Here is a 20,734-nt window from a genome sequence, read left to right on the forward strand (position 1 = left end):
TTCCGCTACGTCTATTTATCCTGAATAGCTTTCTCACATCGGGTTACTTTTTAGTGAGTATCTGGTTGATTTTGCGCCTGACACAGGGCAAATCTGGGCGTTTACCAGGGTTTAGTACTTTAGCAGAACGAGTGTTTGGCAAGTATTTATCTTAATTTTTTTGAGTGATAATTTATCAGTGTTTTTACTTATTTAATAAAAAATTACGATTGATTTATTTATATATCTAGTCAAATCCAGTTTATTATTGCCATACTTCAGTAAAACATCTCTAGATTGTCCCAAAAGAAGGAAAAATGCTGCTATAAGTGTTGTGGTTGACACTACATTAAAAAAGTTAGCACTGATAATTAAGAGTTAGCTATTATGGGTTGATTTGTCTGGATGTTTTTGGTCTGCAAATTTACCGAATTTAATTATTGAGTAAGTGTGAGGAAGTCTGTGACCATTCAAAGAAGTTCGGCGGAAGAAAACCAGTCGGGAAAAGCCTCAAAGTCCAATAAAAAAATTGCTCTAAGCTCAAAATCTGGACGTTGGCTGTGGTTTTGGGTAGGGATGAGTGGGATTGCAATGGTGTCAGCAACAGCAGGGGCACTTTTGGCGGTGTCTTTAACTAGTACGCCTTTGCAGCAAGCCCAGCTAAGTCCACAGGAAGAGGCGGCCTTTGATGGCGATCGCATTTCTGGAGGTGTACTGCGATTTTCAGAATTAACTCGCCCGGTGAATCTTTTAGTTATGGGGATGAGTGTACTTCCCCCAGATATCCAAAACCCTCCCCCAGAAACGAAAAACCTCAGATACCAGCCCCAGGTAAACTCCTTTGATGGTCTTTCGGATGTAATGCTCTTGCTTAAATTCGATCCAGAGACGAAAAAAATAATTATGCTCTCCATCCCCAGAGATACCCGCACACAAATAGAGGGGTATGGAGTGAAAAAAATTAATGCTGCCAATGTTGACGGGGGGCCAGCTTTGACTGCCAGAACCGTCAGTAATCTCTTAGGTGGAGCGGGAATCGATCGCTATATCCGAATTAATGTTTTGGGAGTTGCCAAGCTAATTGATGCTTTGGGTGGCGTAACAGTTTATGTTCCCAAAAATATGAAGTATCAAGATGATTCTCAGCATTTGTACATCAATTTGAAGGCGGGTAAACAGCATCTCTCCGGCGATCAGGCATTGCAGTTGCTGCGGTTTCGCCATGACGAACTTGGTGATATTGGTCGGATTCAACGGCAGCAAATGGTCATTCGGGCTTTGATGGATCAAACACTCAACCCAACTACTGTTGCTCAATTACCTAAAGTTCTGGATGTAGTTAAAGACCACATCGACACCAATTTGACGGTTGAGGAGTTAGTGGCGCTAATGGGTTTTGGGGTGAGAACTAATCGCTCTAATATGCAAATGTTAATGCTGCCAGGTCGCTTTAGCGAGAAAGGCGAGTTTGATGCTAGCTATTGGTTGCCTAATAAAGATGGTATTGCCAAACTTATGGCTCAACACTTTGGTTTAGAGTCAGAACAGAGTCAGCAGACGACGACCGATCCACGTTCTTTGCGGATAGCAATTCAAGATAGTACAGGTGGCGATCGCTCTAATCTTCAACCATTAATTAGAGCCTTGGAAAAATCGGGATATCGTAACATTTATATAGCTAAGGCATGGGGTGAACCTTTAGATGTGACTCATATTGTCGCCCAACAAGGAGATGGTAACAGTGCCGAATCAATTCGCAACACTTTGGGATTTGGCGAAGTGCGTGTGGAAAGTACTGGCAATCTTGGCTCAGATGTCAGTATCCAAGTTGGTCAAGATTGGCTACAACAAAAATCTATTTTGGATAAGTCGCTGAGTAAATAATTCGTAATTCGTAATTCGTAATTAATTGCGAATTATCTTAGCACTCTGAAGTCCCGAAGTTTTTACACTGACATAAATGCCGCGAAAGGGAATTTACTGACCAAAAACGCAAAGGATACAGAGCAATTGAATTTATTTATGGAGATTGTAATTTTGAATTTTGAATTTTGAATTCCCCAAAGGGGTTGACTGGCTAAGTTCTTGGAGTTTAGCTGCTACTGTACCATTGGTTAATAATTCTTCTGCTTTAGCTAAACCCTCTGGCATATCTGAACAAATACCACTCCGCCATAAGTAAAATCCACCATTCCACAAGGCTGTTTGCATTAGTTCGCCTGGTTTACCTGCCAAAACATCCTGAATATCCGCCACTAATTCTTCAGTAGTTCCAAGAGGTACGTTCTTGGTAGTAAAGCCGTAATCACGCGGTACGAGGTGCAATCGTTCTACCTCTTGAGATGCTACGGATGGAGATAAGGTGATAATTGCAGTGCGATCGCGCGGTAAGTCGCAACTACCTTCCAATCCTTTCACTAATGTAAATTTGGTTATTCCCCGCAACCCTAAAGCTATCTTAAACATCCCTTCTGTGGGCGGATGAACAAACCCAGTAATTACATGAGCATCGCCAGCATAAGGACACCAAATTAGCTCCATTGTCGCTAAGGGTGGGCGTTTGCCAAGTTGGTCTCGGTACTCCCAAATACTTGTAGTTAAGGGAAAATGCTGGGGTAGATAAATAAAGCCGATTCCTGTTTGCTCAAAAACTTGTTGGGTTTTTGCTAATGGTAGAGTAGTCCAATCGACTCCTAAACCTTGCCAAATATCGATCAGGGGTAGGCCATACTTGGTTGGGAGGCGATCGCCACCGTGCATGATCACAGGTTGTCCAACTGCGGCGAGTAGTAAAGCTGTTACCGGACTAATTGGTGCTGTGCGGGTTCTGCCATCATAAGGGATGCCAAGAGCGATCGCTGGTCGTCCAGAGTCGAATGGTTGCAGCTTTGGCCCGAGTTCATCATAAGCATCCAACATTCCCGCTAATTCTTCCCCCGTAGGGCGTTTGATTCGATGAGCAATCAAGAACGCTCCGATTTGGGCTGGTGTCGCTTCACCCAGCAGCATCATTTTAGTAGCGCTGGCTGCTTCAGCACGAGTTAAATTTTCACCTGTGTGGTTTCCGCTACCTACTTTTTTCAGTAATTCCCTAAATACATTGCTCATTTGTGCTTTGTCCTTTGTCATTTGTCCATTGTCCTTTGTGAAAATGACTAATGACTAATGACTAATAACTAATGACGCTTCATGAAGCCGATCGCTGCTGGTCAATTTGTAATGGGATATTTTCGCACACGAGTTGCCAAAAGTGCTTGATGGGAGGGATTTGCAATCGGTCTTGAGTTGTTACCATAACTACCCGCCGAGTCAAACTTGAACCATCCACTAAACCATTAGTATTATTGTTCTCTAAGGAACGAACCGCTAGGGTAGGGTCAAGACGCGCTTCCAGTAATGCTGATTGAGGTAGCAAAGCTATTAGTTCTCCTTGACGCACCACTCCCCGGAAGGCATCTAGGGTATTTACCTCTAAAGCTGCTTGGAGTGTAGCTTCCATTCGCTCAAATCTATCTTGGATTAAGCGCTGCATCCCATAACCATCTTTAAAAACCACTTGGGGATAACGAATTAACTCCGACCAAGGGACGCATTCATATTGTGCCAGGGGATGATTGGCTGCGGTTAAAATTTCTATTGGTTCATCATAAAGTACTTGTACCACCATTTCTCTACCAGTGGTTAAAAAGCGATTATTCATCACAATTGCTAAATCCACCAATCCATCTTTAAGGACTTTCAAGGCGCGATCGCTTCCTAATGAAGTCACCCGCAATTGCACATCTGGATAATCATGACAAAATTTTTGCAACACTGGGGGTAAGTAAGATCCACATAAAGAGTGAATCACCGCAATGCAAAGTTCTGGTTGCTTTCCGGCGATTAAATCAGCTAATTCTTGGGTAGCTGTCTCCCATTCTTGGCAAATTTTGCGGACACGGGGTAATAAACATTCACCTCCCAGCGTTAATTTGGCATGAGTTGTTCTGTGAAAAAGTTCTATACCCAAATCTGCTTCTAATGCCTGGATTTGGCGACTAATCGTCGATTGGGTAACACCAGATGTTCGCGCTGCTTGTTGAAAGCTGCCGGTTTGTGCGATCGCTAGAAAGGCTTGCAACTGCTCTAGGCGCATTTTTATGTAGCCTGAATTACATTTATCAGCTTCATTAAGTTAACGGCTTTTTAACCACAATTTAGTATAGTTTGTTACAGTATGTTTTCTCTGATTTACATTTATCTAAATCAGTTTTTACTGCCTTTGTCATCAATTATCCGCTTTGCACGGATTTTTTCGGAAAATATCGCCAAAAAAGACTTGACTATTTTTTGCTGAAATATATGAATTTTTAGATCAGATTTTCAAGCCATCACATTATGCGATCGGATTATTATCAGGTGTCGGTAACACAAATTTTTGTGCAACTTGCATAGGACTTACCCAAAATCATGATAAAACGAACCGCAAAGGACGCAAAGGAATAAGAGTTTTAAAGGGTTCTTGCGTAATTTTTGTTACAGATACGGCTGCGATCGCGTCATATTTGCATTTACTAATTACGGCTTATATTGACTTCTATTCTGTCTGCTGCACCGCACTGTTAGGCTGCTGACGTTGGGCAACCTGAATTAACAACCTTAATGCGTCATTCACCGTTTTATCATTAGGAAAAGCTTGGGCAACATCGGGATCTAAAAGGACTAAGTTTGTACCCTGACGATACCGCTCAATATACTTGCCTCTGATGCCTCCCTCCATTTGAGCAAAATCGTACTCAGAACGTAACTCGTCTTCCACTTCATTCTCAATTTCTTTCTTCATAAAACCTTTTCTCCTGACGGGTGGCTTTTCGAGCGCTGATAATTCGTACTTTTTCTCCTCGATTGGTGTGTGCAACAACTAAGAGTTGTCCAAACCTACATACACCAATGATAATGTAACGACTTTCTCCAATAGAATGGTCAGGATCGGGAAAGGTAAAAGATAGCGGATCGTTAAACACGGTTGCGGCTTCAGGAAAAGAAATACCATGTTTCTCAAAGTTTAACGCCGCTTTGTCTAGGTTCCATTCAAATTCCATGCAAAATATTTTTTTCTTATCCTCTAAAAGGCAATACGGTTCAGTTAAGGCTTAACTCTTTATCAAGGTCAATTTTTCAACGAACCGCAAAGGGCGCAAAGTACACAAAGCAAGAGAAGGAAGAAATGCTTAACTGAACTGTATTGCTCTAAAAGGTAGCCAATACCGTAGCTTAGTTAACAGACTTCACTATCAGCGTAATATTCTCTCAAGTTACTTGAGATCGGGGATTGTACGAAGTTTCCGATAGGGCATATTGCTAAACTTGGGAAATTATCAAGGCTAGTATTCCTCCTTCTATCTTCCCATCCTCTTTGAAGAGAATTTACCACTCAGCCAAAGCGATCGCTATTCTTTGTTGCAAATCTGCTGTGAGTGCAGTGTTATTTGCTAAATTTTTTAGTGCAGCGATCGCATGTAGTCTCACCGATACATTAAAATCAGCTAGCAGCCAAATCAATGGTTCAATAGCTTGGATTTCGCCTAACTGACCTAAAGATAGCGCGAGCGCACTTTTTACACTCACAATTTCTGTGGCTGGATGCTGCGATGGCAATATTTTCAATAATATTTCTGCCGCTTGTGTAGTTTGCGGCTTTTGGACTCGCCCCAAAACGGTGACAATTTCTTGCCAAAGTGTCTCTGAAGTGATTTGATTAAATGCTGTTTGCAAACATTCCAAACTAGATGGTGTACCTACCCAACTTAAAGCGCGGATGGTTTCTAATTGCAGCTTTGTTGGTGTCTGAGGTGAAATCAGCAAATCAAATAAATGTTTTGCAGCGTCATCACAACCCATCCGAGAAAGGGAAACTGCGGCTGCACAACAAACATCAAGATTAAAGTCGTAAAGCTTGGGTTGCAATCTTGTCACCAAATCTAAGGTTTCGCGTAAGTCGGGGCGAAAACCTAAACCAAGCACTGCTGCACGCCTAACTGTCGCAGCGATATCATCCAAAGCGTTTAACAATATTGGTGGTATACGTTCGTCACGAAAACTGCTGAGGGCTTCAATCGCAGCAGTGCGGATTGTTGCTTGTGAATCTTGTACTACACTCAACAGTGGGGTGATGGTTTCTGTTTGGGGAATACAAGAAAGCGATCGCACTGCTAAAAGTCGTGTATCTTCATTTAATAGAAGTTCAGAGAGGGCAGCGATCGCAACAGTACCCATTTGTCCTAGTGCTGTGGCTGCGATCGCTTTGAGTTCTTCATCATCATCGGTTTTCAACAATTCAACTAAAGGTGCGATCGCTTCTGGCTGTTGAAATTCGCCTAAAGTTCGCGCTGCATACCAGCGTAATTCTTCCTCTGCATCTTCATCTTTTAAGATGTCAATGAGTGGTGGGATGGCAATATTTCCCAAGTTAGTCAACACCTTGGTGATTTCCCAACGTTGCTGAAAATCTCCCACCTCTAAGATTGAAAGTGCTAATGTCAGGAGATATTCTCGATTTTTAACTATCTCTGGATGTTTCGAGTCTGCCCCTAAAATTAATTGTTGTAAATATTGAATCAATGATGACCAATCAGCTGCATTGTATGCTGTCTGGGCTTGCACCAAAAGCTGGTTGATATTACTCACGATCCCCTGAATTGTATTGTTTAAGTTGGCTTGACTAGAACTGAACTACCCTCAATTTTGGCGGCGTAAGTTTTAAGAGCTTCTGTCGCTGGGCCTTTTTGCACTTTACCATCAGATCCAAATTCTGAACCATGACAGGGACAAGCGAATTTTTTGGCTTCAGCTTTCCATGCTACGGTGCAACCTGCGTGAGTACAGGTAGGATTAACAGCTGTCAGGCTTGCACCTTTAGATGTGCCGACTACCAACACAGGCCCAGCAGGTGAGTTTTTAGCCAGCAATTGACCAGTTTTATCTAAATCTGCCGAAGTGCCTACTGTTTGCCAATCGCCAGTTGCGGAAGTTGTTTGAGAAGAACAAGCTGCGATCGCTACAGGTAGAGAACTCGCTATCAAACCCAAACCTACCCAATTAATAAAATCACGACGTTTCATAAGTGCCACTCAATTTTTGATTTTTGATTTTTGATTAATCTATGGCAATCCCCAACCGCTTGGATCGTTTTAAACACTCTTCGTCAAGCGCTTTAAGTGGCTCATTAGCCGACCTTGATGCAAAAAATGCATATTACACATCCATTTTCAGCAAAATTACTAAAAAATCGTAACAATTTATACGATTTTAACAGAAATATCATCATAAATTATGAGTATCGAAATTGTTACATGAACATTATCTAAACCTGCTTGACAGATTTCCAAGATGTATATGGCTACAAGTTTCCCTTAACTAGCCACGGGTTTGAAGTTTCACACTGGAATGCTTTTGAGTAACAATAATCAGCCGTAATCGAATACTAAGTTTTTATTCCCTAACCCTCGTAGATACACCACCTAATGGAACTACGGGTTGATTGATATTGGGCAATTAGCAGCAAAAATTCTCACGAGAGTCAGCCTCATGACAGACACAACAACTAAGACTACCAGCCTTAATAAATTCGAGAAATTCAAGGCGCAAAAAGATGGACTCGCCATCAGAGATGAGATAGAGAAATTTGCCGCCTTGGGCTGGGAAGCAATGGACGAAACAGATCGCGATCATCGGCTTAAGTGGGTAGGCGTGTTTTTTCGCCCAGTTACCCCAGGCAAGTTTATGATGCGGTTACGGATGCCTAACGGTATTCTCACCAGCAGTCAGATGAGTGTTTTAGCCCAAGTGGTGCAGCGTTACGGTGATGATGGGTGCGCCGATATTACTACGAGACAGAATATCCAATTACGGGGAATCAGAATTGAAGATTTACCAGATATCTTTAATAGATTTCACGCAGTTGGTTTAACCAGTGTCCAGTCAGGGATGGATAACGTCCGCAATATCACAGGCGATCCGGTGGCGGGGTTGGATGCAGATGAGTTGTACGACACGCGAGAGTTAGTACAGCAAATTCAAGATATGCTGACCAACAAAGGCAAAGGAAACCCAGAGTTTAGCAACTTACCACGGAAATTTAATATTGCGATCGCAGGTGGAAGAGACAATTCAGTTCACGCCGAAATTAACGATTTAGCTTTTGTTCCAGCATTTAAAGAAGCAGGGGAGCAGGGGAGCAGGGGAGCGGAGGAGCAAAATTTCTCCTCTGCCCATTCCCACCAAAAAATTTTTGGGTTTAACGTTTTAGTCGGTGGCTTTTTCTCTGCTAAACGTTGTGAGGCGGCGATTCCTCTAAATGCTTGGGTGGCTCCAGAAGATGTGGTAAGTTTATGTAGAGCGGTTTTGGAAGTATTTCGGGACAACGGGCCGCGTGCTAATCGGCAAAAATCCCGCTTGATGTGGCTAATTGATGAATGGGGTTTAGAAAAGTTTCGAGCAGAAGTAGAAAGCCGTTTGGGTAAATCATTATTACCCGCAGCCGCAAAAGATGAGATCGACTGGGAAAAACGCGACCATATCGGAGTATATAAACAAAAGCAAGCGGGATTAAATTACGTAGGTTTAAATATTCCCGTCGGGCGCTTGTATGCCGGAGATATGTTTGAAATTGCCCGTTTAGCAGAAGTTTTTGGTAGTGGTGAAATCCGCTTTACCGTTGAGCAAAACATAGTTATCCCCAACATTTCTGACTCGCGGTTAGCAACATTTTTAACAGAACCATTGCTAGAAAGATTTTCGGTTAATCCAGGTTTACTGGCGCGATCGCTAGTATCTTGCACAGGCGCACAATTTTGCAACTTCGCCCTCATCGAAACTAAAAACCGCGCCCTGGCAATGATTAAAGCCTTAGAAGAAGACTTAATCTTCATCAATCCAGTCCGAATTCACTGGACAGGTTGCCCCAACTCTTGCGCCCAGCCCCAAGTTGCAGACATCGGCTTGATGGGAACTAAAACTCGCAAAAATGGCAAAACCTTAGAAGGCGTTGACATATATATGGGCGGTAAAGTCGGCAAAGACGCTCATTTAGGAACTTGTGTCACCAAAGGCATACCCTGCGAAGACTTGCAGCCATTTTTGCAAGACTTATTAATCAAAAACTTCGGGGCAAAACTCAAGCAAGAAGCTCTATTAGTTAGTAACTACTAGTACTTATTGGGCATTGGGCATTGGGCATTGGGCATTGAGCAAAATTCATACTTCAACCTTAAAGGCTGAATCTTCAGGCTCAAAGGTGCAACTTCCGAGTAAAAAGGTGCAACTTCCGAGTAAAAAGGTGCAACCTCCGAGTTCAAAGGCTCAACCTCCGAGTAAAAAGGTGCAACTTCCGAGTAAAAAGGCTCAACCTCCGAGTAAAAAGGCTCAACTTCCGAGTAAAAAGGCTCAACCTCCGAGTTCAAAGGCTCAACCTCCGAGTAAAAAGGTGCAACCTCCGAGCAAAAAGGTGCAACTTCCGAGTTCAAAGGCTCAACCTCCGAGCAAAAAGGCTCAACTTCCGAGTTCAAAGGTGCAACTTCCAAGTTCAAAGGCTTAACTGCCATTATCTCTTCTCTGTGTTTTATTCAATTACAAAAATTAGAATGCTTAAAAACTTATTTTCATTTAGCGATCGCTACCGGATTTTACATCAAACTTGGTTTGCTTTTTTTCTCACCTTTGTCTGTTGGTTTAACTTTGCTCCCTTCGCTACAACCATTGGCAGAGAGCTACATTTAGCCCCTGAGCAAATCAAAACTTTGGGCATCTGTAACCTTGCTCTCACAATTCCCGCCCGATTAATTATTGGGATGCTTCTGGATCGTTTTGGCCCCAGAATCACCTACTCAATCTTGCTGATGTTTGCAGTAGTTCCCTGTTTAGCAACAGCCCTAGCACAAGATTTTAATCAACTAGTCATCAGTCGTTTGCTGATGGGAATTGTCGGATCTGGGTTTGTTGTGGGTATCCGCATGGTGGCAGAATGGTTCCAGCCGAAGGAGATGGGCGTTGCTCAAGGCATTTATGGCGGTTGGGGCAACTTTGGGGCTTTTGGTGCAGAGTTTGCCTTACCAATACTTGCAGTTTCTACTAGCTTTTTTGCTGGTGGCGCTTCTAACTGGCGATTTGCGATCGCACTTACAGGGATCATAACTGCTATTTACGGCGTAATTTATTACAACACCGTCCAAGATACACCCACAGGCAAAGTCTACAAGAAACCTAAGAAAAATGGTTCCCTAGAAGTGACTAGCATCAAAAGCTTCTGGGCGATGATTATCTCGAATTTCGGTTTGATTTTCGCCTTGGGTTTATTAGCTTGGCGCTTGGAACAAAAGAACATTCACTTCCTAACTCTGAGTCAAATGTATTTGACTTGGTTGCTATTAGCAGGATTGTTTGCTTATCAAAGTTACAAAGCTTGGCAAGTAAACCGAGAACTACTAATTGGCAAGAAAACTTACCCTACATCTGAACGCTTTCAATTTGGTCAAGTAGCTTTACTCGAATTCACTTATATCACTAGCTTTGGTAGCGAACTGGCAGCCGTTTCTATGCTCCCAGCATTTTTTGAAAAAACCTTTGGTTTAGAGCATGTTATTGCTGGGATGATTGCCGCCACCTATCCTTTTTTAAATTTAGTTTCTCGTCCTAGTGGTGGGTTAATTTCTGATAAATTTGGTTCCCGTAAGTGGACAATGACCATTATCAGCGTTGGTATCGGTGTTAGTTATTTGATGGCACATTTTATTAATGGTAACTGGCCGATTCCGGTAGCGATCGCAGTTACAATGTTTGCCGCCTACTTTGCCCAAGCTGGTTGCGGTGCAACCTACAGCATCGTACCCATGATTAAAAAAGAAGCCACTGGACAAATTGCTGGCAATGTGGGAGCTTACGGTAATTTTGGCGGCGTAGTTTACCTAACAATTTTTAGCTTAACCGACGCTCCCACATTGTTTACCACAATGGGTATAGCTGCACTAATCTGTGCTTTTATGTGTGCCTTCTTCCTCAAAGAACCAAAAGGTTCCTTTGCCGTAGCTTATGAAGGTGAATCATCAGAAACTGCAACTAAAAACTCTGTTTTCTTAACTGAAGAATAGACTTCTGCTTTGAAAATAGAGCATTACAAGAGATATTTTCATCTTGTCTTGTGAGTGCAACTCATGAAGTTTTTTCTCAGCGCTCTCTGCGCCTCTGCGGTTTAAAAATAATTTATTTAACCACAGAGACGCAGAGTAAAGAGTTTAAAAAAATGAGGTTGCACAATCAAAATAACAAAATGGTACAACTGCCATGAGTGAATTTACCAAAACCCTCTGCCCTTACTGTGGTGTTGGCTGTGGACTAGAAGTTTCACCCCCAGCCCAACTTGGCAAAGCAACTAATCGAGATAGTCAAGGAAATCCGAATTGGCGGGTGCGGGGTGATAAAGCCCATCCATCTAGTCAAGGAATGGTTTGTGTCAAAGGTGCAACGATCGCAGAATCTTTAGATAAAAATAGATTACATTACCCAATGGTGCGAGACTCATTAGATCGAGAGTTTCGCCGTGTTAGTTGGGATGAAGCTTTTAATCTCATTACGCAACGCATTCAAACAGTCCGCTTCACACAAGGGCCAGAAGCCTTATGTATGTACGGTTCAGGTCAGTTTCAAACTGAGGATTATTACATAGCCCAGAAACTTATGAAAGGCTGTCTGGGTAGTAATAATTTTGATGCAAACTCGCGTTTATGTATGTCTAGTGCTGTAGCTGGCTACATTCAAAGCTTTGGCGCAGATGGCCCACCCTGTTGTTACGAAGACCTAGAGTTAACTGACTGTGCATTTTTAATTGGCACTAATACAGCCGAATGTCATCCCATCGTTTTTAACCGACTAGCAAAATATCACAAAAAGAACCGCAAGGTAAAAATGATTGTGGTAGACCCCCGACGCACGCCAACCGCAGAAGCCGCAGACTTGCATTTAGCGATTCGTCCTGGTACAGATATCGATTTGTTGAACGGCATCGCCCACTTATTGATGCGCTGGAACTACATTGATACCATGTTCATGGACGACTGCACCAGCAACTTTCCCGCTTATGCTGAAGTGATTCGCCACTATCCCCCAGAAGTCGTGGCTCGTCAATGTGGAATCAGCATTGAAGATTTAGAAACAGCCGCTCGTTATTGGGGTGAATCACAGCGAGTACTTTCTTTGTGGTCGATGGGAGTGAATCAATCATCAGAAGGGACAGCCAAGGTAAGAACTATCATCAACCTGCACCTGATGACTGGACAGATTGGTAAACCTGGGGCTGGCCCTTTTTCTCTCACTGGTCAGCCGAACGCAATGGGGGGACGGGAAGCCGGAGGTTTGGCGCATTTATTACCTGGTTATCGGACAGTGAAAAATCCCCAGCATCGCGCAGAAGTTGAGGAGTTTTGGGGACTCAAGTCAGGGCAAATTTCACCCAACCCCGGTTTAAGTGTTTGGGAAATGATTACTAGCTTAGAAAATGATGCTGTCGGGTTACTGTGGATTGCAGCTACTAATCCAGCTGTAAGTATGCCAGATTTGGAGCGGACAAAAAAGGCATTGTTGCGATCGCCTTTCACCATTTACCAAGACGCATATTATCCCACAGAAACCTCCGCCTACGCTCATGTTTTACTACCAGCAGCCCAGTGGGGTGAAAAAACTGGTGTGATGACAAACTCAGAACGGATGGTAACTCTGTGTCAAGCATTCCGCCAACCACCAAGAGAAGCTAAAGCCGATTGGGAAATTTTCGCTGAAATTGGACGGAGGTTAGGTTTTGAAAAAGAATTTGCCTTTGCTAACTCTGCCGAAGTTTATGCTGAGTTTGTCCAATTAACTCAAAATCGCCCCTGCGATATGACGGGTATCAGTCATCAACAATTGACAGAAGGCGCGACTCAATGGCCCCATCCTGAAGAGAGCAGGGGGAGTAGAGGAGCAGGGGAAGCAGAGGGAGAAACCTCTGGAAAGCGACTATATACAGATTTACGTTTCCACACTCCTGACGGACGCGCTCGATTTGGGGCATATTACTCAAAGGGATTGGCAGAACCACCAGACCCAAATTATCCGTTTGTGCTAACTAATGGGCGACTTTACGGACATTGGCACACCCAGACACGCACCGGTCGCATTGAAAAAATTTGCAAAATGCACCCAGAACCGTTTATCGAAATTCATCCCCGTGATGCTGCTAAGTTGGGTATTTTAGATAACCAGAAAGTGGAAGTGCGATCGCGTCGAGGTAAAGCTCAGTTTTCTGCTAAAGTGACAAAAGCGATCGCACCTGGTACAGTTTTCGTCCCCATGCACTGGGGTTCATTGTGGGCAGATAATGCCGAAGCTAACGCCCTCACTCATCCAGAATCTTGCCCCGATTCCCTGCAACCAGAATTAAAAGCCTGTGCAGTGCAATTAATCCTAATTTCTGTAGAAGTTACAGTCAAAAATCATCAAATCCAGTCCTTGCAATGGTAAGCTGCCAAGTGTATTTATAAAGAGGTAATTAATAATCACTAATAGGTAACTTAGTCAATATTAGATAACTAATAGTTATTATCATTTTTTATGACTCTCTCCTCTTGACTCATAGCAATTACCATATATCAAGAGACTAAATTTCTAGTAACCAGAGGTTTTACTAGTGCCGAGTTTATATATGGTAAAGAAAAATCAGATAATAAACTTACAAATCATCTTTTTTTAATCCTCTAGATCGATCTATGGGATTTTATTTTATTTAAAAATCGGGTGCAGCAAATGAAAAAGTTACTAAGGGGAATTCTCGGAGTTACTAAAGACGAGAACTTCATGCATGTCATTGAAAACATAGAGGTACTAGTTTCTAAAATTCTATCTATTTTTATGGTAGTTGTAATTTTAGTTGCGATCGGTGACTTAGGGGTTTTTATTTTCAAAGAGTTATTTACAGCCCCTTACGCTAAGTTTAACACAACATTATATAAGATTTTTGGCTTGTTTTTGAATATTTTAATTGCTTTGGAAATCTTAGAAAATATCACAGCTTATTTGCGAAGACACGTTTTCCAGGTTGAATTAGTTATTGTTACTTCTTTAATTGCTGTCGCCAGAAAAATTATTATTCTTGATTTAGAAAAAGTCCCTGGTATTGATATAATTGGTTTAGGAATTGCTATTCTCGCCCTTTCAATTAGTTACTTAATCATTCGTCTCAGTAATGACAAAAGGATCAGTTAAAAAGAGAGCTTGATAAGATGTTGTCAGACATAAAATTTAGGAAGACATAGGTTAGTCTGAGAGATTGTTTGAAAAGTGGTATGTTGTGATTTTAATCGAATTATTACCCCCTTTATAAAGGGGGAAACCGTAAAATCTGGTTCCCTCCCCTTTATAAGGGGAGGGTTAGGGTGGGGTAATAAATATTTGATACATCAATCATAACTTTTCAAACATCCTCTGAATCTCACAGCAAAATAATATATAAGAATCATATTTGATTTTTGAACAAAATTAGGTATTGTAGGGTGCGTTACAAACTGCGTTCTAATACACCATAAGCAAGGGTTTGATGCTGTACTCTTTACGCTAACACAACGCCAGTGACGCTACGCACAGTCGCTAACGCTCAAGTCGGGAAACCCACCCACACGACTGGCTCCCCTAAGTATATTTTCAAAAATCAAACCGGATTCCTATAGTTAAAAATCCTTAATTTGAAATGAGCAAATTTTGAATACTTGATTATGACAGATTTCTTTCAATTTGAAGCAGACTTTGTTGATTCCCTGCGTTGCATCCCCATGCAGGTGCGTTTTAAATTAGATACTTGTGGCATCAAGCTAAAATTGTCTGACTGGAATCGAATGACTACAGCAGAGCGTCAAGCTCTAGTTGAGTTACCTTGTACTACAGAAACGGAAATTCAGTCTTACAGCGAGCATATTCAGCGATTAATTATACAAGGTACGGGGATAGCACCTACAAAATTGCCCATTGACCCTTATCCTGCATGGCTTGATTTTGCCACTGTACCAGCCAGCCTCCAGGGAAAAGCTCAAGAAATCGGTGTTACCCTGACACAGCAACATTGGGCAGCTTTAACGCCCTTACAGCGTTTTGCCTTGATTAAACTCAGCCATCCAGGACATGAAAACAAAAACTTTCCCACAGCGATCGCAGAATTTAATTTGCTTTAATCGATCGGTATAGCAATCCTATCTGATTTGTGAAAATTCGCAGTCTCAAGATCCCAAACTTCGTAAAAATTGTTGGGATTATAATCTTTCACAAATGATTTAGGACAGCTATATCGTCATTTCCAGAACAAATCTGTAGGGTGTATTACACTTTGTTAAGTTGCCGCCTTAAATGATATATTACCGCAGAGTTAGTGCTGTAATATATCAAAAATTCGTGTAGATGCTAACGCCTAATGTACCTAACTCTAAATTAATATTTACTTTATAAATAACTGTTAAATATTCGCTTTAAGCTATTGACTATTAACTAATAGGTAAGGGAAAAATATGGCTACCAAGAAACTTTTGATGCTAGTTGGTGACTATGTAGAAGACTATGAAGTGATGGTTCCTTTCCAGGCGTTACAAATGGTGGGACACACTGTTCATGCAGTTTGCCCAGACAAAAAAGCTGGTGACAAAGTACGGACAGCAATTCACGACTTTGAAGGAGATCAGACTTATAGCGAAAAACCCGGTCATAATTTTACTTTAAATGCTACCTTCGCAGAAGTAGAAGCCACAACATACGATGCCTTAGTTATTCCCGGAGGAAGGGCACCAGAATATATCCGCTTGAATCAGCAAGTGCTAGAAATCACCCGTCACTTTGCCCAAACGAATAAACCTATTGCTGCCATCTGCCACGGCTTACAGTTATTAGCAACTGCGGATGTATTGCAAGGGAAGAGATGTACTGGATACCCCGCTTGTAGTCCAGATGTTAAAAGTGCTGGAGGGTTTTATATCGATATCCCTGTTGATGAGGCAATAGTTGATGGTAATTTGGTAACAGCCCCAGCTTGGCCTGCTCACCCCCGTTGGCTGGCAGAATTCCTCATAGTACTTGGAACTAAGATTGAACACCCAGAACTGGCTAAAGTGGTTTGAAGCAACACACCAAAAATATTTGGGTGCAATATTTGGGGCCGTTTATTTTGCCACACTCTACTTTAAATAGATTGTGGCAAAAACAACTGACAACAGACCACCAGAAATTATATATTTTCTAAATGAAACCAAATGCAGTGAAAACTACTGTTTTTTAATAAATTGCCTTGGGTTAAATTTACAGCTAGGATGTCAAAAGCAGACAAACCATCCAGTCTGATTTATCCGCATGACAAGCCCGTTTAGGACAAACTCTCAGTACATGGAATACTTATTAACATTAGGTGAAACAATTTTAAATTTTCCATCTAGAATTTTAAATTTCTTAGCAGTAAGTGAAGCTATAGTGGATTTAGCAATGCTGCTGTTAATGTGGCTAAGGTTAGTCCTGTTGCCAAATATATGAAGAAGAATTAATTTAGAAAAGCACACTAACTCGATGACAGGCAAAAACGCAAGACATAATGCATTTCTGCGGCTAGTGTCTGGTAATGGGGCAGCTTCTGGATCGGAATCTCGCTACTCGCTGCCCCCCAGTAAAGAGATGGTAATTGGACGCGACCCCAGCTGCCAAGTTGTCTTGGATGCCATGATGTACCGGATGGTATCTCGTCGTCATGCGGTGGTTCGTCCCCTCTCTTTATCCCCAGATAGCAAATTCAGCTGGGTGCTTTGTGATTTAAATAGTGCTAATGGCACTTTTTTGAATGGACAACGCTTATATGAATGTCAGGAATTGCACCCAGGCGATAGCATTTCTCTAGGTGCTGATGGTCCACAATACGTTTTTGAGTACGAGTTTACTTACCAAACCCCGGCCACAACAGTTAACCAAGTTACACCATTACCTTCGGCGACAAACTACCACAGCCACACGCAATTAAAGCAGCCAGATTCTGTTAGCTTCACCCAGCTTTTCCCGATTATTTCCACTGGTAAAGATTTAACTCGTAAAGCTTACCTTGTACCAGGAATACTGACCGTAATTTTTGTAGTGTTAATGTTTGCTACAGTCGGTCAGCCCCAAGCTAATCAAGTTATCGTCGCAACTTACATCGCCTTTGCCGCCTACTATTTTGTTTACCAACTTTGCGGTAAACAGAAGCCTTGGTGGGTGCTAATGGCTGCGGCATTGGGTACAACAGCGATTTTGCTCAGTCCAGTGTTGGATCTATTTATCTTCGTGTTTCGCGGCATCCTTCCTGGAAGCTTGCCCTCACCCCAAGAATCTATCACCTTCACAGAATTGCTGGTACGGATGTTTTTTGGTGCTGGGTTGATGGAGGAATTACTGAAGGCATTACCTGTGTTAGGGGCGTTTGCCATCGGTAGAATGTTGTCTTCACCTTGGCGGGAAAAGATAGGTGTCTGGGAACCTCTAGATGGTATTCTCCTGGGAACTGCTTCTGCTGTAGGCTTCACTCTCTTGGAAACTCTTGGACAGTATGTGCCAGATATCACTCAAAATGTAGCGCAACAGGTGGGTACAGGCGCTGCTGGTCAACTAGCGGGTTTACAGCTGCTAATCCCGCGAATTTTAGGCTCTGTAGCTGGACACATGGCTTATAGTGGCTACCTGGGTTATTTTATCGGGTTGGCTGTTCTCAAGCCCAGTAGAAGTTGGCAAATTCTCTCTATTGGTTATCTTAGTGCTGCTGCGCTCCACGCTCTGTGGAATGCTACAGGATCTATCAATGCCTTGCTGTTGGTAGTTGTTGGGGTATTATCTTACGCCTTTTTGATGGCGGCAATTCTCAAGGCACGGGCACTGTCACCGACACGATCGCAAAATTTTGCTACCCGATTTCTGGACCCAAAATAAGAGATGAGAGTGCAGGGGTGCAGGGAGCGGGGTGCAGGGGGATAAGAAAAATGCCCAATGACTATTCAATATTTATATCTTTGGATAGATGGCCTAGTTAGAAAAGAAGCGTACCGTAATCTAACATTGGGTTAACTATGCCTAAAAAGTAAAAATCATTAAACTTCTTACAAAAGTCTTGATTTTCGACTCTTTTTTCTGCCTCTGCGTAATGTAAATCAACATCTTTGCAAGAGATGCCTCTAAACAGAGCGTGTACAAAGCGCGGGCTACGCCAAAACAGCGCATAATGAAAATTTTAGCTTTATCTACTTTTTCTATTGCCCGTTAGCTATTAACTGTCACCTGTCCCCTAGTTTATAGTTCAGACTGAGACTGGTTGAGTTGAGTAAAAGCATAAAAAGCGATCGCTAAACTAACCTTTGCTTTCTCTACTTCTGATAAAGCTGTCCATTCGTTATTATTAAGACTACTGATAGCAGATGCCGCGTTTTTCGATTCGCTACTCCGCATAGCGTAGGCAAAAGGACGAGCTAAGACTAAAAGATCCTCTGTTCCCCAAGTTGGTAGTACTGTTTGAACACACTCAACTAGTTGTTCACCCATTGATTGCTGGGCAGCAAAAATTTCAGCAGCTTTCTGGGCGATGGTATTGAGCAATGTTTGGGGGACACAGGCGGCAAAAGTAGTACGGAGTGTTTCTTGAAGATTCAGCACTAATGCCTGTTGAGGGTGATGAGGATGGCTTGAGGCGAGGGAGACATTAGACCAAAGTGTATCTAGATTGCTATAAAAATCTTGCGATCGCGTCGTCAGTTCTTCCTCGAGTAAATCTTGCATTCCGAATTGTTGTTCTAATTCCTGAAAATAAGCTTCTGATTCCTCATCAGCTGGGTTCCAGGGATAGGTAGCATCGTCTGGTTCTAGTAGCGCTTCTAATAAATCTAAATCTACTTGAGATTGCAAAGAAGAGAAAGTGTCTGAGCCGTTAATTTTTTTAGCCATTTTTTATTGTCTCCCGATTCTTTGGTGGTATTTACAGCTACAATCCTTAAAAATAGATTTCCGCAAAAACAGTTGATTTTTTCTTCGGGAAAAATAGATTTTAAAAGCTGATATTCAACATCAAAATTCACCTACGCAGTGGCTACACTAGGAGTCTTCAATAATAAACTCCCAGGTTTCACCCCTAGCACTTCCAAACTTTAACTGCATTCCCGATTTCAAAGGGACTTCCTCTCGGAGGATTTGTTGCCAGCCATTAGGCCCTAAAAACCAGGTTGTCCCGTAGGTAGAAAAATCTTGTAAATAATAAGTTCGTACCAATGTAGCATCAGTAAGAGTATTACGGCAGAAGATTTCAGCGTGGCGTTTGGATACAGATGGTTCGGGAATGACAATATCATTGTCTTTCGTGCGGCCGATGCGAGTGACTCCATAACGCAGTAACCAGGTTTTACCTTTTGGAATGAGCGATCGCAATGAAGCAGTGGGAAGCAGGGAACCCATATCAGGAATCGCTGTATCTGGTAGTTCAGTAATACCTTCATCTAGATTCTTAATGAGTTCGCCATTAAAATCTGGATGCAGGTAGAGAACAGGCAAAGTCCAAGCAGGTTGATTAAATTTATACAGTGTCAATAACTCTTGCCTAGCTAGTGCTACGGCTTCATCTATTGGTTTGTGCGATCGCAAAGCTTCGGTAAATGCTTGAATAAAACTGTGGCTTTCGCGATCGGCGATTTCATCGCGCATCCCCAAAACAGCAGGCACACCATGACGAATCAATACTTCTGCTAAACTGCTGGCAGGTATAGCTTGATGATTGATTGCAGCTGGTTGTGCGCCCCAACAGGCGTTGAAAAGCGCCAGTTTCACACCTGTACGGGTCAAAACTTGTGCCAATTCTATCCCATTCAAGGGCATGTCTGGTCGCAAAAATAGTAACCCTCCGTCTGGCCCTGGCAAACCATGTCCAGCGTAAAAGAAAACGTTGTATGCTTTGGTTTCTAATTCTTGAATCAACTCCTGTGGAGTTGGTTGTATAAGTTGATTTACTATACAAGGTGCATATCTTTGGGAATTACCACCCACAGGTGTATCTACAAGACTTTGCTGTAAAATAGCCGCTTCTTGTTCTAGTTGCAGCTTTTCATCATGACCTAAAACCAGCAAGATACTTAAAGCCTGGTCAGTTCGCAAATAGGGTAAGGGGTCAACTTCGCTACTGGTACGACTAAATAGCAAATCTTGGGAAAGAGACATCGCCGATTGACCAGGTTCACGCTGCATAATTTCCCAAGGCAGAGCAATCAGATCCGGGTCACGAATTTCTAGCTGAAAGCGCAAACGTGTATGCTCACCCATAGCAATCCCGCGACTGCGTTCTAGACTACCGAGAATTTGCCCGTCGAATATCCAGCGCCATAAATTCATTCCCAAGTATTGCATCAGACGACTGCTGTAGGGGCCAGTAGTCTGAGATGAAGGGGGTGAAATCCAATCTATGGGGAATGGGTTGGATTGAGATGCGGAGTTTGGGGAAATATCTAGACGACTATGGCCAGCAAACATCTGTTGCCATTCTTGCCAAACTTGATTGAGTTCAACAGGCCATACAGAGTCACGCAAAACGTAGCCACTCGGATAGGGAGCCTTGACCACCCAAATGGCGAAGTTGTCAGTGCCAGTGTTTAGGAGACGGGCGATCGCCAAATTCAGGGATGGCATGGATTCATAAAACTAAAAGCTAAAACAAATAATTTCAAATAAC

Annotated in this window: 17 protein-coding genes; 8 read left to right on the top strand and 9 right to left on the bottom strand. The window is 42.5% G+C overall.

The window, feature by feature from the left end; all coding sequences use genetic code 11:
• The first annotated feature begins 441 nt into the window (after positions 1 to 441).
• A complete protein-coding gene (locus V7K42_RS03445; protein WP_334913561.1) occupies positions 442 to 1,863 on the top strand; it encodes an LCP family protein in 1,422 nt (473 codons plus the stop codon).
• A 132-nt stretch (positions 1,864 to 1,995) separates the two neighbouring features.
• Here the strand turns inward: V7K42_RS03445 and V7K42_RS03450 are convergent, their stop codons facing one another.
• The 6 genes from V7K42_RS03450 to V7K42_RS03475 form a co-directional block, all read right to left on the bottom strand.
• Positions 1,996 to 3,087, bottom strand: a complete 1,092-nt coding sequence (locus V7K42_RS03450) for an anthranilate phosphoribosyltransferase family protein (protein WP_334913680.1) — start codon at positions 3,085 to 3,087, stop codon at positions 1,996 to 1,998.
• 79 nt (positions 3,088 to 3,166) lie between these two features.
• On the bottom strand, positions 3,167 to 4,114 hold the full coding sequence (locus tag V7K42_RS03455; RefSeq protein ID WP_334913563.1) for a LysR family transcriptional regulator: 948 nt from the start codon (positions 4,112 to 4,114) through the stop codon (positions 3,167 to 3,169).
• Positions 4,115 to 4,555: 441 nt separating this feature from the next.
• Positions 4,556 to 4,801, bottom strand: coding sequence for a hypothetical protein (locus tag V7K42_RS03460; RefSeq protein WP_334913565.1), 246 nt, complete (start codon positions 4,799 to 4,801; stop codon positions 4,556 to 4,558).
• On the bottom strand, positions 4,785 to 5,060 hold the full coding sequence (locus V7K42_RS03465; RefSeq protein ID WP_334913567.1) for a BrnT family toxin: 276 nt from the start codon (positions 5,058 to 5,060) through the stop codon (positions 4,785 to 4,787). Before V7K42_RS03465 ends, V7K42_RS03460 begins: the two co-directional genes overlap by 17 nt.
• Before the next feature lie 325 nt (positions 5,061 to 5,385).
• Positions 5,386 to 6,648, bottom strand: a complete 1,263-nt coding sequence (locus tag V7K42_RS03470; RefSeq protein ID WP_334913682.1) for a HEAT repeat domain-containing protein — start codon at positions 6,646 to 6,648, stop codon at positions 5,386 to 5,388.
• Positions 6,649 to 6,665: 17 nt separating this feature from the next.
• Complete coding sequence (locus V7K42_RS03475) at positions 6,666 to 7,079, bottom strand: QcrA and Rieske domain-containing protein (RefSeq protein WP_334913569.1); 414 nt, start codon at positions 7,077 to 7,079, stop codon at positions 6,666 to 6,668.
• A gap of 466 nt (positions 7,080 to 7,545) precedes the next feature.
• Here V7K42_RS03475 and V7K42_RS03480 point away from each other — a divergent pair, with 466 nt between their 5' ends.
• Entirely contained in the window at positions 7,546 to 9,168 is a 1,623-nt protein-coding gene (locus tag V7K42_RS03480; protein WP_334913571.1) for a ferredoxin--nitrite reductase, read from the top strand.
• Here V7K42_RS03480 and V7K42_RS03485 read toward each other — a convergent pair.
• Complete coding sequence (locus tag V7K42_RS03485) at positions 9,165 to 9,560, bottom strand: hypothetical protein (protein WP_334913573.1); 396 nt, start codon at positions 9,558 to 9,560, stop codon at positions 9,165 to 9,167. The two genes, V7K42_RS03480 and V7K42_RS03485, sit on opposite strands and share 4 nt — an antisense overlap.
• A 39-nt stretch (positions 9,561 to 9,599) precedes the next feature.
• Here V7K42_RS03485 and V7K42_RS03490 point away from each other — a divergent pair, with 39 nt between their 5' ends.
• The 6 genes from V7K42_RS03490 (at position 9,600) to V7K42_RS03515 (ending at position 17,961) form a co-directional block, all read left to right on the top strand.
• Positions 9,600 to 11,102, top strand: coding sequence for a NarK family nitrate/nitrite MFS transporter (locus tag V7K42_RS03490; RefSeq protein ID WP_334913575.1), 1,503 nt, complete (start codon positions 9,600 to 9,602; stop codon positions 11,100 to 11,102).
• Between the two features lie 193 nt (positions 11,103 to 11,295).
• Positions 11,296 to 13,506 (top strand): molybdopterin oxidoreductase family protein, encoded by a 2,211-nt coding sequence (locus tag V7K42_RS03495; protein WP_334913577.1) that lies wholly within the window; start codon positions 11,296 to 11,298, stop codon positions 13,504 to 13,506.
• 282 nt (positions 13,507 to 13,788) lie between these two features.
• The gene (locus tag V7K42_RS03500) at positions 13,789 to 14,247 is read left to right on the top strand and encodes a phosphate-starvation-inducible PsiE family protein (protein ID WP_334894012.1); all 459 of its coding nucleotides are present in this window, start codon (positions 13,789 to 13,791) and stop codon (positions 14,245 to 14,247) included.
• A 506-nt stretch (positions 14,248 to 14,753) separates the two neighbouring features.
• Positions 14,754 to 15,206, top strand: a complete 453-nt coding sequence (locus V7K42_RS03505; RefSeq protein ID WP_334913579.1) for a nitrate reductase associated protein — start codon at positions 14,754 to 14,756, stop codon at positions 15,204 to 15,206.
• 330 nt (positions 15,207 to 15,536) lie between these two features.
• The gene (locus V7K42_RS03510) at positions 15,537 to 16,139 is read left to right on the top strand and encodes a DJ-1/PfpI family protein (protein WP_334913580.1); all 603 of its coding nucleotides are present in this window, start codon (positions 15,537 to 15,539) and stop codon (positions 16,137 to 16,139) included.
• Positions 16,140 to 16,578: 439 nt separating this feature from the next.
• The gene (locus V7K42_RS03515; RefSeq protein WP_334913582.1) at positions 16,579 to 17,961 is read left to right on the top strand and encodes a PrsW family glutamic-type intramembrane protease; all 1,383 of its coding nucleotides are present in this window, start codon (positions 16,579 to 16,581) and stop codon (positions 17,959 to 17,961) included.
• Between the two features lie 357 nt (positions 17,962 to 18,318).
• Here the strand turns inward: V7K42_RS03515 and V7K42_RS03520 are convergent, their stop codons facing one another.
• Together V7K42_RS03520 and V7K42_RS03525 are read right to left on the bottom strand one after the other, a co-directional pair.
• On the bottom strand, positions 18,319 to 18,966 hold the full coding sequence (locus V7K42_RS03520; protein WP_334913584.1) for a hypothetical protein: 648 nt from the start codon (positions 18,964 to 18,966) through the stop codon (positions 18,319 to 18,321).
• A gap of 147 nt (positions 18,967 to 19,113) precedes the next feature.
• Positions 19,114 to 20,691 carry a CHAT domain-containing protein gene (locus V7K42_RS03525; protein WP_334913586.1) on the bottom strand — a complete coding sequence of 526 codons (1,578 nt, stop codon included), beginning with the start codon at positions 20,689 to 20,691 and terminating at the stop codon, positions 19,114 to 19,116.
• Positions 20,692 to 20,734: the final 43 nt, after the last annotated feature.

Source organism: Nostoc sp., assembly GCF_036917455.1.
Classification (GTDB): Bacteria; Cyanobacteriota; Cyanobacteriia; order Cyanobacteriales; family Nostocaceae; genus Nostoc.